The sequence below is a fragment of the Streptomyces tardus genome, assembly GCF_018101125.2.
Classification (GTDB): Bacteria; Actinomycetota; Actinomycetes; order Streptomycetales; family Streptomycetaceae; genus Streptomyces; species Streptomyces tardus.
On the sequence record NZ_JAELVF020000001.1, the window covers coordinates 845,941 to 860,446 of the forward strand.

The 14,506-nt window shown below is 71.6% G+C and carries 14 protein-coding genes; 2 read left to right on the forward strand and 12 right to left on the reverse strand.

Annotation, left to right across the window (positions count from 1 at the left end; genetic code table 11):
- Window positions 1–11: 11 nt before the first annotated feature.
- A complete protein-coding gene (locus JGS22_RS03685; RefSeq protein WP_211041909.1) occupies window positions 12–497 on the reverse strand; it encodes a peroxiredoxin in 486 nt (161 codons plus the stop codon).
- Between the two features lie 664 nt (window positions 498–1,161).
- Here JGS22_RS03685 and JGS22_RS03690 point away from each other — a divergent pair.
- The gene (locus JGS22_RS03690) at window positions 1,162–1,701 is read left to right on the forward strand and encodes a hypothetical protein (protein WP_211041908.1); all 540 of its coding nucleotides are present in this window, start codon (window positions 1,162–1,164) and stop codon (window positions 1,699–1,701) included.
- A gap of 135 nt (window positions 1,702–1,836) precedes the next feature.
- Here JGS22_RS03690 and JGS22_RS03695 read toward each other — a convergent pair whose 3' ends face one another.
- Window positions 1,837–2,343, reverse strand: a complete 507-nt coding sequence (locus tag JGS22_RS03695) for a DinB family protein (RefSeq protein WP_211041907.1) — start codon at window positions 2,341–2,343, stop codon at window positions 1,837–1,839.
- A 154-nt stretch (window positions 2,344–2,497) separates the two neighbouring features.
- On the opposite strand from JGS22_RS03695, the gene recQ reads away from it, so the two are divergent.
- On the forward strand, window positions 2,498–4,570 hold the full coding sequence (recQ, locus tag JGS22_RS03700; RefSeq protein ID WP_211041906.1) for a DNA helicase RecQ: 2,073 nt from the start codon (window positions 2,498–2,500) through the stop codon (window positions 4,568–4,570).
- A 220-nt stretch (window positions 4,571–4,790) separates the two neighbouring features.
- On the opposite strand, the gene JGS22_RS26945 is transcribed toward recQ, so the two are convergent.
- The 10 genes from JGS22_RS26945 to JGS22_RS03750 form a co-directional block, all read right to left on the reverse strand.
- Window positions 4,791–5,549: a phosphatase PAP2 family protein gene (locus JGS22_RS26945; protein WP_308405496.1), complete on the reverse strand. Its 759-nt coding sequence runs from the start codon at window positions 5,547–5,549 to the stop codon at window positions 4,791–4,793.
- Window positions 5,546–6,760 (reverse strand): MAB_1171c family putative transporter, encoded by a 1,215-nt coding sequence (locus JGS22_RS03710; protein WP_216814828.1) that lies wholly within the window; start codon window positions 6,758–6,760, stop codon window positions 5,546–5,548. Before JGS22_RS03710 ends, JGS22_RS26945 begins: the two co-directional genes overlap by 4 nt.
- Before the next feature lie 75 nt (window positions 6,761–6,835).
- Entirely contained in the window at window positions 6,836–7,636 is an 801-nt protein-coding gene (locus JGS22_RS26715; RefSeq protein ID WP_211042333.1) for a hypothetical protein, read from the reverse strand.
- Between the two features lie 196 nt (window positions 7,637–7,832).
- Window positions 7,833–8,363, reverse strand: coding sequence for a restriction endonuclease subunit S domain-containing protein (locus tag JGS22_RS03720; protein WP_211042332.1), 531 nt, complete (start codon window positions 8,361–8,363; stop codon window positions 7,833–7,835).
- A 249-nt stretch (window positions 8,364–8,612) separates the two neighbouring features.
- Window positions 8,613–9,584, reverse strand: a complete 972-nt coding sequence (locus JGS22_RS03725) for a cytochrome c biogenesis CcdA family protein (protein WP_211042331.1) — start codon at window positions 9,582–9,584, stop codon at window positions 8,613–8,615.
- The gene (locus JGS22_RS03730) at window positions 9,584–10,525 is read right to left on the reverse strand and encodes a DsbA family protein (RefSeq protein WP_211042330.1); all 942 of its coding nucleotides are present in this window, start codon (window positions 10,523–10,525) and stop codon (window positions 9,584–9,586) included. The genes JGS22_RS03725 and JGS22_RS03730 overlap by 1 nt, the downstream gene beginning before the upstream one ends.
- A 307-nt stretch (window positions 10,526–10,832) precedes the next feature.
- Window positions 10,833–11,309: a hypothetical protein gene (locus tag JGS22_RS03735; protein WP_211042329.1), complete on the reverse strand. Its 477-nt coding sequence runs from the start codon at window positions 11,307–11,309 to the stop codon at window positions 10,833–10,835.
- A gap of 306 nt (window positions 11,310–11,615) precedes the next feature.
- Window positions 11,616–11,825 (reverse strand): DUF397 domain-containing protein, encoded by a 210-nt coding sequence (locus JGS22_RS03740; RefSeq protein ID WP_211042328.1) that lies wholly within the window; start codon window positions 11,823–11,825, stop codon window positions 11,616–11,618.
- Between the two features lie 274 nt (window positions 11,826–12,099).
- Window positions 12,100–12,960 (reverse strand): helix-turn-helix domain-containing protein, encoded by an 861-nt coding sequence (locus JGS22_RS03745; protein ID WP_211042327.1) that lies wholly within the window; start codon window positions 12,958–12,960, stop codon window positions 12,100–12,102.
- Window positions 12,961–13,533: 573 nt separating this feature from the next.
- Window positions 13,534–14,295, reverse strand: coding sequence for a GOLPH3/VPS74 family protein (locus tag JGS22_RS03750; RefSeq protein WP_211042326.1), 762 nt, complete (start codon window positions 14,293–14,295; stop codon window positions 13,534–13,536).
- Window positions 14,296–14,506 lie beyond the last annotated feature (211 nt).

The following is a 14,506-nucleotide window of genomic DNA, read 5'->3' on the forward strand; positions in this document are numbered from 1 at the left end:
GCGGGGCGGGTTCAGTCGGTGGCGAGTTCGGCCAGCCGCGCGGTGAGGGTGTCGAGCGACTGGTACGTCGCGCCGAGCAGCGCGATGTGCTTCCAGCCGACCCTGCCGTCCGGGGCGAGCAGGAAGACCGCACGCCGCAGCCCGATGCCGGGCGCCGCGATCCCGTACTCGCGGGCGACCCGGCGGTCGACGTCCGCGAGCAGCGGGAAGCGCAGGTCGTACCGGCGGGCGAACGCCTCGTGGCTGTCGACGTCCTGCGGGCTGATCCCCCACACCTGTGCGCCGAGTCCGGTGAACGCCTCCAGCCCGCTGGAGTAGGAGCAGAGCTGCTTGGTGCACACGGAGGTGTCGTCGCCCGGGTAGAAGGCCAACACCAGCGGCGCGCCCCGGTGTTCGGCGGAGGCGTAGTCGGCGCGGGCGAACTCCCCGTCCTTCAGGACACCGCCCGGGAGGGTGAAGTCCGGTGCGGGGCTGTCGAGTCGGGGCGAGGAAGGCACGGGTTCTCCCGGTGGGGTGAGGGGTGGCGGACGGTACGGCCGACGGGGCCGCGGGCGCCGGCGGAGCCGGAGCTGGTGGCAACCGTACGGACAACGGGTCTTCTCGGGTATTCGGAGCCGAACGCCGGACGGATCGCCGTGTTTTCGCGAAGCCGCGAAGCCGCGAATCCACGACCGCGCCCCGGCGACCGCGCCCGTACCCGCATCGGGGCCACCGGGCGCCCGCTTGCTCCGGAACACGTGATTCCGTATCCGCGGAACAGCAACCCCGGTGTCCGGTCAGCGAATTCAGTGGCACGCGCACGAGAATTGCGGCGCCGAGAGACAGCGGATTCGAAAAATTCTCGAACGGCCGTTGCCACTGGTTTCGACAACTGACGGAAACCGCGCGGCGCCGACATCGCCCGTGCTCAGCAGTCGCCCGCCGCCGGAGTACGACTCCGGGCGGAGCGCCGGGTTTTCCGTGCACTGGCACGCGAAATCGAGTCAGATATGACCAATTCCCCTTCTTCTACGGGCGCGTTGTTCGTGATCTACGCGTGTTGACGTGCCGAAAAGCCCGCTTGTACCGTCCGGTACGCAACACGCTCCACGTGGACACACCTCCCCCCCATGCGGCCACATCCGCACGTCGTGGCCGCGGAACTGTCTAAGGAGATTTCCCATGGCGAAAATCAGGTCCGCCGGTGGAATCAAAAGACCCGCCATCGCTCTCGCGGCGGCACTTCTCACGGCCACCAGTCTGGGTGTGTCCGCGAGTTCGGCACAGGCGGCGGACGACAACCGCCACCGCGCCAATGCGGAACTGGGCATCAACTGCGCCGTTCCGCCCCAGCACGACCCGAACATCATCCGCACCGTGTACGACATCGCGGTGCAGCGCGGCGCCAACGAGAAGGTCCTCCTCTCCGCCTTCGAGGCCGGCTGGGTCGAGTCGCACATGCACAACCTCAACTGCGGCGACCGCGACTCGCTCGGCGTCTTCCAGCAGCGCCCGAGCCAGGGCTGGGGCACGCCGGAACAGTGCATGGACCCGGTCCACGCCACCAACAAGTACCTGGACCAGGCCATCATCAACGACAGCAAGAACCCGGGCTACACCGCCGGCCAGCTTGCGCAGAGCGTCCAGCGCTCCGCCTACCCCGAGCGCTACGACCAGGCCGAGGGCAAGGCGCTGGAGATGATCGCCGAGGTCCGCGGCTGACCCTCGCCGCCGCACCACCCACCGTGGCGACGGTGCCCGGACGCCGGTCGGTCGAGAACACCGCCGACCGGCGCCCGCGTGCCGGGCCCCGCCCCCTCTCCCGGGCGGCGGCCCGGCACGCGCCGTGCGCCGGCCTCACACCCCGGTCGTACCGTCGACGCCCTCGCGCAGCAGGTCGGCGTGACCGTTGTGGCGGGCGTACTCGAGCAGCACGTGCAACATCACCAGCCGCAGTGACACCTCCTCGCCGAGACGCGGCGCGAAGACCACCAGATCCAGTGAATCCGCCTCCCCCTCGATCCGGCGCGAGTGCTCCACCTCCGCCCGCCAGGCGTCGAACGCCTCGGCACGGGTGGACCCGCCCGCGTCGTAGGCGGCCTGGAAGTCGAAGTCCTCGGACCACACCAGCGGAACGTCCTCCCCGTTCACGGTCCGGCGGAACCAGGCCCGCTCAACCTCGGCCAGGTGCCGGACCAGGCCCAGCAGCGAGAGCGTCGAGGGTGGCACCGTGGTGCGTCGCAACTGCTCGTCGTCCAGGCCCTCGCACTTCCGCACGAGGGTGGCGCGGTGGTACTCCAGGTAACCGCGCAGCATCTCCCGCTCCCCGGCCTTCAGCCCGGGGCTCCGACGCTCGTCGACCATCTCGCTCCTCGGTTGTCCTCCCGCCCCGCGCCGAGCGGTCCGCGCCGCGCGCCCGTACGAGCCCGCGCCCGCGGCAGGCGTCCGCGGGGCTTGGCCGGGGTGGACCCGGGTGCGCGTGGGGAGGCTGTCGGAGGGGGCGCCTAGGGTGGCTGGCATGGCTTCCCAGGGTTCTTCCGCGCCGCCCCCCTCGTCCGAGCCGTACGCCCCGTACGAGGCAGGGTACGAGCCGTACGACCCGTACGGCGAGCCCGGGTTCGAGCCGCCGCCGGACCCGGAGTACGACGCTCCCCCGCCGGACTTCGGCGGCCCGCGGGAGGAGTGGGACGCCGGTCCCGCGGCGGGACCCGCTCCCGAGGAGCGGGAGCTGCCCACCGAGCCCCGCGAGGTGCTGCGCCGGATCTTCGGGTACGACGAGTTCCGCGGCGAGCAGGCGGAGATCGTCGAGCACGTGGCCGGCGGCGGGGACGCGCTGGTGCTGATGCCGACCGGCGGCGGAAAGTCCCTCTGCTATCAGATCCCCGCGCTGGTGCGCGACGGTGTCGGCGTGGTGGTCTCCCCGCTGATCGCGCTGATGCAGGACCAGGTGGACGCGCTGCGCGCGCTCGGGGTCCGGGCAGGCTTCCTCAACTCCACCCAGGACCTGGACGAACAGCGCCTGGTGCAGGCGGAGTTCGTCTCCGGACGGCTCGACGTCCTCTATCTGGCGCCGGAGCGGCTGCGCAGCGAGGCGACGCTCTCGCTGCTCGACCGCGGGCGGATCTCGCTCTTCGCGATCGACGAGGCGCACTGCGTCGCCCAGTGGGGCCACGACTTCCGGCCGGACTACCTGGAGCTGTCCCGGCTGCACGAGCGCTGGCCGGACGTGCCGCGCATCGCCCTGACCGCGACGGCCACCGAGGCGACCCGGACGGAGATCGCCGAACGGCTGCAACTGACCGCGGCGCGGCACTTCGTCGCCAGCTTCGACCGGCCCAACATCCAGTACCGAATCGTCCCGAAGGTCGACCCGAAGAAGCAGCTGCTGCGGCTGCTGAGCGAGGAGCACAAGGGCGACGCGGGGATCGTCTACTGCCTCTCCCGTGCCTCGGTGGAGAAGACCGCCGAGTTCCTCACCGCCCAGGGGATCGAGGCGCTGCCGTACCACGCCGGGCTGGAGCCCCGGACCAGAGCCGCGCACCAGTCGCGTTTCCTGCGCGAGGACGGGCTCGTGATGGTCGCCACCATCGCCTTCGGCATGGGCATCGACAAACCGGATGTGCGCTTCGTCGCGCATCTGGATCTTCCCAAGTCGGTGGAGGGCTACTACCAGGAGACCGGTCGCGCGGGCAGGGACGGCGAGCCCTCGACCGCCTGGCTGGCGTACGGACTCCAGGACGTGGTCCAGCAGCGGAAGTTGATCAACGGCTCGGACGGCGACCAGGCCCACCGGCGGCGGCTGCTCGCCCATCTGGACGCGATGCTGGCGCTCTGCGAGACGGTGGAGTGCCGCAGGGCGAGGCTGCTCGCGTACTTCGGTCAGGATCCCGCGGCGAGCGGCTGCGGCAACTGCGACACCTGCCTGTCGCCGCCCGAGGACTGGGACGGCACGGTCGCCGCGCAGAAGCTGCTCTCGACCGTGGTGCGGCTCAAGCGCGAGCGTCGGCAGAAGTTCGGCGCCGGCCAGATCATCGACATCCTGCTGGGCCGCAAGACGGCCAAGGTCATCCAGTTCGACCACGACACGCTGTCCGTGTTCGGCGTCGGCAGCGACCTGGCGGAGGCCGAATGGCGCAGCGTGGTGCGGCAGTTGCTCGCCCGACAGCTGCTCGCCGTCGAGGGCGAGTACGGCACGCTGGTGCTGAGCGCGACCAGCGAGGACGTACTGCGCGGGGAGCAGCAGGTGCGGCTGCGCCGCGACCCGGTGCCGGCCAGAGCGCCGCGTGCGCGCGGAGGTTCGGGCGGCGGCGAGCGGGCGGCCAAGGCGCCGGTGGAGCTGCCGGCCGAGCTGGCGCCGCTCTTCGAGCAGCTGCGTGCCTGGCGCGCCGGAGTGGCCAGGGAGCAGGAGATCCCGCCGTACATGGTCTTCCACGACGCGACGCTGCGGCAGATCGCCGTCACCGCGCCGGCGGACCTGTCCCAGCTGGGCGGCATCAGCGGGATCGGCGAGAGCAAGCTGGCGAAGTACGGCGAACAGATTCTGGAACTCCTCACGGAGGAGGCGCCGGTGGGCGGAGGCGGCGAGCGGTAGTCCGGCGCCCGCGCGCCCACCGCCCGCGACGACACCGGGCGGCGCGGGCGATGGGCGCGGGCGACGTGGGGCCGGGACCGGAGGTCGGCGACGGCTCGGTGTGCGCCCCGTCGGCGGGACCCGCGCAGTCCCGTGGTGCCGGTGCGGGTGCCGGAGGAGCGCATCACCCGCTGTCCGAACCAGTCAGCGCTTCCGGGGACCATGCCTTCGCAGACGGCGGTCAGCGCAGGGCGGTGAAGACCACTCCCGCGACAGCGCCTCCCAGCACGGTGCCCACCAGCACCTGCGCCGGGGTGTGGTCCCGCAGCGACACCCGCGACCAGCCGACCAGCGCCACCAGCACGAAGCCGGCCCAGAGCAACGGCCCGCAGGTCAGGGCGAGTACGACGACGCTGCCGGAGGAAACCGCCGAGTGGACGGAAACCTTCCACCACACGGTGACCACCAGTAGCACCGCCATCGCCGCCACCATCGAGGCGATCAGCGCAGTCAGCTCGGACGGGGCGTCGAACGCCCTCATCAGCAGGGTCGCGAGGAGCACCGAGCCGACGATGAACGGCATCACCACCAGTCGGTGCTGCCGCACCCCCAGATGCCGGTCCGCCCAACTTCCGCGCCGTATCCCGTACTTGATGAACAGCACCGGCAGTACTGCGGCGAACACCACGCCGAACGCGCCCCAGGCCAGACCGGCGGGGCCGTCGGCCCACCAGCCGACGATCAGGGTGACCGCGACGATCCAGTTCTTCGGCTCCAGCCCGTCGGTGACCCGACGGGCGAACGCCCGCCCCTCGGACGGCGATCCGTCGTCCGCACCCTCCCCGCCGACTGTCGGGCCCGACACCGCTGCGGAGCTCGCTCCGGTGCCGCTGCCGGGCTCCGGGACGGACGCTGCACCGGACGAATCCCCGGCGCCGGGTGCGGAGCCGGACGCGGCGGCGGGTGCGGGTTCCGGGGCGGAGTGTGGCGTGGTCGTCACGAGTGCGTCGCCTCCTGGTCGGTGTGTTCGCGCACGAACTCCCGTACGGTCGCGCGGTGCCGGGCGTGTTCCAGCCGGATGAGCAGCCGCGCCTCGGTCTCCAGATCGTCCAGGCTGCCCCACACCGGCGTCGAACCGTCGTCGGGCTCCCTGGCGGGTGCGCTGCCGGGTGCGCGGCCGGCCAGCTTGGCGTGCCGGGCGACCTCCACCCAGCAGGCGTCGGCGAGAATCCGCCGCTCCGACTCCTCCGTCTCGGCGTCCGCCGCCGTCTCGCGGGCCGCCGCCCTGCGGGCCGGGTCGACGTACGGCTGGAGGGCGAGCAGCGCGTCGCGGATCTCCACGACGCGGCGGTGCAGCCGCAGCCGCAGTTCGTGGCGGCGCAGCCCCTCGTCGAGTACGACCTCGGGCACGGCGGCCGTCAACTTCCCCCAGAGCGGCCGGAGCCGCCGCAGGTGCCGCCACTGCTGCCAGCCGCGCCAGGCGACGCCGGCGGCCGGGATGGAGGTGCCGAGGAGGATCAGCACGATCGCCGCGTGCTTGAGCAGATCGGTGACCTCGGCGACCTGCGCGTCGGTGCCCGCGTCCGCGGTGCCGACCAGCCGCACCAGCAGATAGCCGGCGCGCAGCAGCGAGTAGAGCACCCCCGCGGCGCAGCCCAGTCCGAGCAGCCGCAGCCCGGTGCGGAGCCAGCCGGCGGCGGCCTGCCGACCGGCACCCCAGAACAGTGCCGTCGCGGTCGCCATCGCGGTGCCCAGGCAGCCGAACCAGACCATCAGATACGCGGTCGCGGCGCCGGAACCGACGTTGGCCTCGAAGAAGTCCTCGGCCTGGCTCTCCCTCGGCATCAGGAAGAAGAAGGTCGTCAGCGCGACCAGCGCGACCAGCGTCGCAGCGAGGCGTCGTCTGCGGCCGTCCGCGCTGTCCGGGCGGGTGATGCTGTGCACGAACTCCAGCAGCGCCGCGGCGGCGGTGATCCCGAGGAAGTGCTTGAAGAGCGTGGAGAGGTTGTTCACGCCGGTGCCGCCGTCGACGACGTCCATCACGGCCGGCAGCCGGAGCGTCATCGCGAGGGTCAGCGCGGCGAACGTCACCCACAGGGCGCGCTGGCGCGGGATGCGCCGGGCCGCGGGCGCCCGCCACAGCACCATGCTCCAGAGCAGGCACAGTACGGCGTACTCGACGAACTGCCGGGTGTCCACGTTGGTCCTCACCGTCTCGCCGGAGTGTGCGGCCCGCTCGGGACACGGTGCCGCTGGAGGTCGGGCCGGGCGCCCGGCCACTCTGGGTCAGCCGCGCAGCGGGTGACCGAACGCGTCGTTGAGCCGGTCCAGTACGCCCGCGCGCCCGTCCGGGCCGCCGTCGGTGGCTCGGGTGGCGGCGTCGGGCCGCAGCACACGGTCGCTCAGCAGGGTCGCGAGCAGCTCGGCGTCGCGCTCCTCCTCGTCCGTGTAGCTGGTGCGGCCCAGCACGTGCAGCAGCTGGTCGAGGTCGAGTTCGTCGTCGAGTTCGTCCTCGAGCTCCGCGCCGAGGCCGGAGCCGAGGCCCGCGGAGCCCACGGAGCCCGCCGGGCCGGGGGCGGTCGCGGGGTCGGCCGGACGCGCGGATTGGCCCGGGTGCGCGGATTGGCCCGGGTGCGCGGGATCCGTGCGGCGGGCGGTGCGGACGGGTTCGCCGTCGGCGGCCGTCGCGGGGTTCCGGGCCTCGCCGGGATGCGCGAGCGGTGCGCTCCCGCCCCGTACGGGGTCGGCGGTCCGGGACCGCTGCAACAGGCGGCTGACGTAGCTCGGGCGCTCACGGTCGGTCGCACCGTGGCCGAGCAGGAGGTGGGCCAGCTCGTGCAGCACGATCTGGAGCTTGTGGACCGGGCTCGTCGCGGGCTCGTAGAAGATCAGGTCGCTGGTGGTGGTGGCCACCCAGACTCCGCAGGGCGTGGCGGCGTCCGGCACTCCTTCGAGCGGCACGAGGCGCAGCGGGCGGTTGCGCCGCGCGGCGATGCGCGCGCACAGCTCGTCGAGGTCGAACGGCCGGGGTATGTCGACCTCGTTGGCGGTGGACTCGCAGCGGGCACGGCGACTGGTCTTGGACATACGGTCTCCTTCGGAGCCGTAGTTTAGGCAGCTAACCGGGCAACTCCCCAAACGCCCGGATGAATTCAGTCACTGACGCTTGTTCTGCCGCCCTGATCGGGCGGAGCCCCGTCGCTCTTCCCGCTCCCCGGTCCGCTGCGCGTCGCGAACGCCGGGGGAATTCCCGGTGAAATCGGCGATACGGATTTCGCCCGCCTCACTCGTGGGAGGCAGCCACCCCGGGCGCACCGGCAGCGGGCACCTCGCCGGGCGGGCTCTCCGGAAGGCCCTCCAAGCGCCGGGCCTGGTCGATCACGCCGCGGATCGCGTGCAGACTCGCCACCGACAGGCCGTTCATCCGGACCGCCACATCGCGCACGTCGTTGTCCCCGAGCGCGGCGACCAGATCGCGTTCGGCCCTGCTGAGTTCGATGCGCTTCTTCACCTTGTCGATCTTCGCGTCGACCCGCTCGGTGACGCTGTCGTCGATGAAGTACGCCACCGGCACCCCGAAGAATCCGGCGATCACGGTGAGGGTGCTGATCTTCGGGTCGGTGATCTCGCCCTTGCGGATCTTCTGAATGGTGGCGTGGGAGACCGTGGGCCCTTCCGCGCCGGCCTTCTCCTTGATCGCCTCGGCGATCTCCATATAGCTCAACGGTCCGCGCCCGGCCGGATGCACCACCCTGATCAGATGGTCTAGCTTGTCGGCAATCGTGCGTCGAGCACCGTTCGCACCGCTGGCCATCCCCTCACCCCCTGACATCTGCGCCGCGACTGGTCGACCGCGACGGGTCTCAACTGAAGTTTACGCCCGCCCGGTGCCGGCGCCTCACCATAAAACCATCTTGACAAGAGGGCCCCACTTCGCCGTACCCTCTGCATGGCACGTAAAACGAAATAGTAGGCACATGCGTACGGCCACGGGGGTTCGTACGAAGTGCTTTCGTTTACGAGGAAGTTGGCCCGGTTCGGTCGTGAAGACCCTGCCGGGCCTTCATCGTTCCGCATCGACCGCCGAGCCCTCCCGGTCCTGCTCCGCCGCCTCCGGCCGCTGTTCCACGACCACCCGCGACTCCACGGGCTCCCGCTGTTCCACGGGCTCCTGCTCGGCCTCGCCCACGGGCGGGCCCTCGTCGTCGCTCTCGCGGACGCCGGGCCGCCACCACAGCCGGACCGCGAGCACACCCGCCAGGAGCACGGCAATCGCCATCAGCACACCGACGTCGGAGACCGCCGCACCGGCGTCGCGCACCCACTCCTCCAGGCGCGCCTCCTGGTCCACTCCCAGGGGCCCGGAGAGCGTCGAAGTGCCCTGGAACCGCAGGAAGACGACGCCGATCACCAGGAACATCCCCCCGGAGAGCAGCGAGGTGGTGTGCAGCCTGAGCCGGCCGAGCCGCAGCTCGCGACCGCGCAGCCAGCGCCGCCGACCCAGCCCGAAGCGCTCCCAGAGCAGCGCCAGCAGGAACAGCGGAGCCGCCATGCCGAGCGCGTACACCGCCAGCAGCGCCCCGCCGTACACCGGCGAACCGTGCAGCGCCGAGATGGTGAGGATCCCACCGAGGATCGGCCCGGCGCAGAAGCCGGCCAGTCCGTAGACCGCGCCGAGGAGCAGGACCGAGAGCAGCGAGGAAGGGCGGATACCGGCCGCGGCCTGCTGCATCCGGCGGGAGGCGAACCCCAGACCGAGGATCTGTGCCACACCGAGCGCGATCACGGTCCAACCGCCCACCGCGACCAGGGCGTCCCGGTTGCCGTAGAAGAGCCGGCCGGCGAACGAACCGGCGACTCCGAGCGGCACCAGGGTCAGGCACAGACCGACGAAGAAGGCAGCGGTGCGGGTCAGCAACCTGGTCGGCGTGCCGAAGGCGTAGGCGAAGAACGCCGGCAGCAGCAGGGCGCTGCACGGGCTCAGCAGCGACAGCAGGCCGCCGAGAAGTGCGGTGAGATAGCCGATCTCTCCCATCAGGGCGTCCCGTCGGAGTCGGGTCCGCCGGCGTCGGGCTCATCGGCGTCGCGTTCGTCGGCAGAGGGGGCGGCTGCGCGTTCCGCCTGCTTCCTGGCGCGCTCGACGGTCTGCTCGAAGTAGTCGGCGGACTGGGCTCCGAGCACCGGAGTGCCGTTGACCAGGAAGGCGGGGGTGCTGGAGACGCCGAGGCCGTAGCCCTCGTTCATGTCCTGGCGCAGCGCGGCGGTGGCCTCGTCGCTCTTCATGTCCTCGGCGAACTTCGCCGGGTCCTCGACGCCCGCCGCCTTCGCCATCCCCTCGACCCCGTCCCGCGAGAACGCCCCGCTGTTCTTCTTCCGCTCCTCGCCGAACGCCACATCGTGGAACTGCCAGAACTTCCCCTGCCGGCCCGCGGCCCAGGAGGCCCGCGCGGCGTTCTCCGACTCCTTGCCGAAGATCGGGAACTGTCGCCACTCGATCCGCAGCACACCCTCGTCCACGTACTTCTGCACCAGCGAAGGCTTGGTGTCCCTGGCGAACTTCCCGCAGAACGGGCACTGGAAGTCGGAGTACTCGATCATCACCACCGGGGCGTCGGCGGCCCCGCGCGCATAGGGGTCGTTCTTGTCGCGGCGGGCGAGCGCGAGCAACTCGGCGTCCGGCTCCGCCTGCTCGCCGGCCGCCTCGTTCCCCGAGCCGCTCGGCGCGGAGTCGGAGCTGTCGGAGTCGGACAGCAGGGACACGGCGGCCAGAGCGAGCACACCCACCAACGCCACCACCAGAAGCGAGAGCGAGAGCTTCCGCCCGCCGCCACCGCCACCGCCCCCGTCGCCGGTGGAGGGCCGTGACTTCGACGCGGGCTTCGACGCGGCGGGCGTACGGGAGGCAGCGGGTTTCCCGGTGTTCCCGGTGTTCCCGGTGTTCCCGGTGTTCCCGGTGTTCCTGGCTGGTTGAGACATCACTGGCGCTCCAAGGCCGCGCACGAGAGCGCAGCGGGCTGGGGCGGGCGCGCGCGGCGGTCGTGCGCGGGGAGGTGCGCACGGGCGGCAGCGTCAGGGCCCGAGGGGCAATGGACTGAAGGGGCAACGGGCTGGAAGGCCAACGGCCTGAAGGCGTACGGGAGTCGGCGCCGCGCGGGCGGCGTGCCGGTGCGTTCAGCTGCGAGGCGCAGGAAGCAGCCCCGGGGAGGCAGCGCCGGCCGACGACAACGCGACAGACGCGCGTGCCGGGCGTCGCGCGCCGGGCGAGGATCCGAACGCCAGACCCTTAAATGCGCAGTACGGAGAGCTGGCTCAGTGTCGCGGCCGGCCGGTCCCGCCAGCCGTTGGCACGGGCTCGGTCTGCCGCCGCGGAGTCGGCAGCGCCGGCCTCCTGCGAGGAGGGGCAGGAGGGCCCGTGGCCGTACTCGGAGGTGGGCGCGGGAACGAGTGCGGGCTCCGGTTCAGGGAGCACCCCGGAGCAGCGGCTCGGCGCCTCGGGACGCTGTTCGGCGCCGGCGCCGGTGTCGCGGACGTCGGCCCGCTGTGTCGCCCGCTCCTCGACGTCCTGCAGCTCGACGTCCTGCAACGCGGCGGCCGGCAACTCGGCGGACGGAGCGGCGAGTCGAGCTTCGGCGACGGGCGGACCGACGGCCCCGGACCACGAGGAGAGCGGCCCTGTCAGAAGGATTGCCGCCAACGACAGCAGCAGCACGCACAGTGCCGGAAGCCTGTGCGCGCTGCTGCCGCCGCGCCGGAGAGTCATGGGCGACAGGATACGCATCCCCGGCCCGCGAACCCGTCTGCGGGCGGCAGGGGTGCGCGAGCGGACCCGGCCGCGCACAGCCACGAGCCGGGCGCACGAGCCGGCGGAGGCGCGCACCGGCGGCGCGGGAAGACGTACGGGGGCGGGGCAGGCGCGGGCGCGTGGACGGGCGCACGGGCGTGGGCCGACGTACGGGCGCCGGGGCGGTCGCGGGGAAGCGGACGGCCCTCTCGGCCGGGACGGCGGTCTGGTCGAGAGGGCCGGGTGCGGGGCGCCCGCCGCCGGCGACGGGCGCGCTGGGGTTGCTCAGGAACGGTGGAGGTCACCGGTCTCGACGGCGCCGACGAACGCGCTCCAGGCCGTCGGCTCGAAGCCGATCGACGGACCGGCGGGGACCTTGGAGTCCCGCACCGCGACCGCCCGAACCGTCGGCGATTTCACCTCGACGCAGGCGCCGTTGCCGCCGGAGTAGGACGACTTCACCCAACTACTGGTCCTGCCCTGCTGAATAGCCATGTTTGCTCCGGTCTTCCTGTGCGTTCCCAGGAGGGATCTACGGGGAGAGCACCAGCGGTCTGACTGGCACAACCCGACGCTACTGGGATCGGCGCGCTCGCAGGACGGTCGTTCACTCGACCGGATGGCATATACCCCGTGACTCTTCCAACCGACTTCCCACGGGTGTACCTTGACCCGCCGCACGCCGGACGGGCCCGAACGACCGCCTCAACTCCCGTCGAGGGCAAGGGAGTAGAGCGCTCCGCGGCCGGCGGCGCGCCGGCCGCGGCCCTCACTGCTTCGCATAGTCCTTCGCCACGGCACCGATGAAATCCCGGCTCTGGTCCGCGTTGAGCGCCTGGGCGCGCAGATGCTCGTACATCACGCCGTAGCTGTGCACGTCGTTGGCCTTCTCCAGATAGAGGTCGCTGGTCACGCCCTCCAGGTAGACCACCGTGGAGTCCGCGGTGTCGGGGAACTCGAGGATCGCGTACTGCCCGTTCACGCCGGGGTGCGCGCCGAGCGCGAACGGCATCACCTGCACGGTGACGTGCGGGAGCTGGGAGAGCTCCAGCAGATGTTCCAACTGCTCGATCATGGTCTGGCGCCCGCCCACCACCCGGCGCAGGGCCGATTCGTCCAACACCACCCACAGCCGCAACGGAGCCTTCGAGACCTGGATGCGCTGCTGGCGCCGCATCCGCACCTTGACGCGCTTCTCCACCTCCGCGGGCGAGGCCTCCGGCAGCGCACCCGCGATGACCGCCTCGGCGTAGCCCTGGGTCTGCAGGAGCCCGGGCACGATCTGCGGCTCGTAGATGCGCAATGAGGCCGCGTCCGTCTCCAGGCCGATGTAGACGCTGTACGGGATGTCGCCGAACGCGTGCCACCAGCCCTGCTGGCGCGACTCCTTGGCCATCTGCATCAGGGACTCCACCACCCGGTGGTCCCCGACCTCATACACCCCGCAGAGGTCGCGCACATCCCGCTGGCTGATGCTGCGGCGGCCGTTCTCCAGCCGGCTGATCTTCGACTGGGAGACCAGCAGGCGTTCGGCGACCTCCTCGGCCGTCATGCCGCGCTCCTCGCGAAGCTTGCGCAGCTCCTGTCCCAGTCGGCGCCTTCTGACGGTGGGGTTGATGTGGGCCGCCACTTGACGCGCACCTCCACTGAAGTGGGTTGATTACTGTTCAGCAGGGTGCCAGTAACTGTCTGGATTCGAAGGCGCTTTGGTAAAGAATCCGCTCTCGGTCGGTCAAGTCCCGCGCATGCGTACGAACTCGGCGTACGACCGCCTTCCGGGACGTCGACAGCGCCTGGCGTACGGCCACTCGTACTTGTGTCACGACTGTGGAGCGGGCCGCGGGCACGGCCGGAAACGGGCCGGCGGACGGCCTCGGGCAACCCGACGCCCCTGACGGCGACTTACGGCCACCCGTACGTGTGTACGGCGAACACCGGAACGGGGGCGCAGGGCGCACACCGGATCGCACCGGGGGCGCCCGACGGGGGGCATACGCGCGCCCGAGCTCGGGCGCACGCCCATCGCCCACACCCGCGTACGGACCCGGGTGCAGACTCACACCCGCACGCTCACGACCTCTGAACCCGCGTACGGACCCGGGCGCACGTACGGGGTGGCAGCCGATCGCACTCCTGCGACCGGCTGCCACCCCGCACGCCTCGCGGCTCCCGGAGGTACCGGGCAGTGCGTCCGGCGCGCTGCTCAGCGGGCGCCGGCCCGCACCATCGGCCCGTGTCGATAGGCCTGGCCCGGCATTGCGCGGGCGGTGGCCGCGGGCGCGGCGGCCGGTGGAGCCGGACGCCCTCCGCCGCCGTTCACCGGCGCGCGCCGCGGCTGTACGCCGACGCCGTTCTGCACGTCCATCACCGCGTGGGCGACGAGGCCGCCCATCGGATCGTGCCGGATCAGGTCCCGCAGCCGCGAGCGGCAGGAACGCCCCTCGTTGCCCGGGTAGAGATGCTTGCCGAGCCCGACCGCGTGGGCCAGGGCGGCGAGTGCTGCCGTCCGTGGGTCCGGCGGCACACCGGTGCGGATCGCCGCATCGAGTCGGGCCCTGATCTCCCGGCTGATGGCCGTCTCCGTCGCCTGATAGCGCGTAGTCGGCAGCACTCCGCACATCTGGCTGCTCACGGCATGAACCATGCCGCACCGCTCCAGATGCGAAAGATATGTCTGGCGCAGGCCGAGCCTCGGCCCGCCTATCCAGTGGACGGCGCGCACCGGGCTGCCGCGACGGCGCAGCAACTCGAGCGCGGAGTCCAGGGTTGGATCTCCGGTCGGCCGTGGCATGACCACGGCAATGCGGTCCCCATCTGGGGCTATCCGTCCCGCCAGAGCCAGCTCCACTAGCTGCGCTCCCGCGAGACCGAGGTCGAGCGACTGCGGCTGCGCCGTGGTACCCGTGGCTGGGTCCAGGGCGAGCAACAGAAGCTCCTCCGGAATTGTTCTGCGGCTCCTGCCCATCCATGCCTCCCCGCGTGGATGAGTGACAGGGTGACCCCTCTCACAATGTTCTGTCGAGAGTGCCTGGTCGAAATGTAGGGAACCGCCAGTTATGTCGTTACCGTCTGGCAACCATGAGGCGGTACATAACGCCCGTTAGCACCCACCACCCGGGTCGGAGCAACGGACACTGTTAACTGGTTACGCGTACGGCAGGCACTTCAGGAGGCAC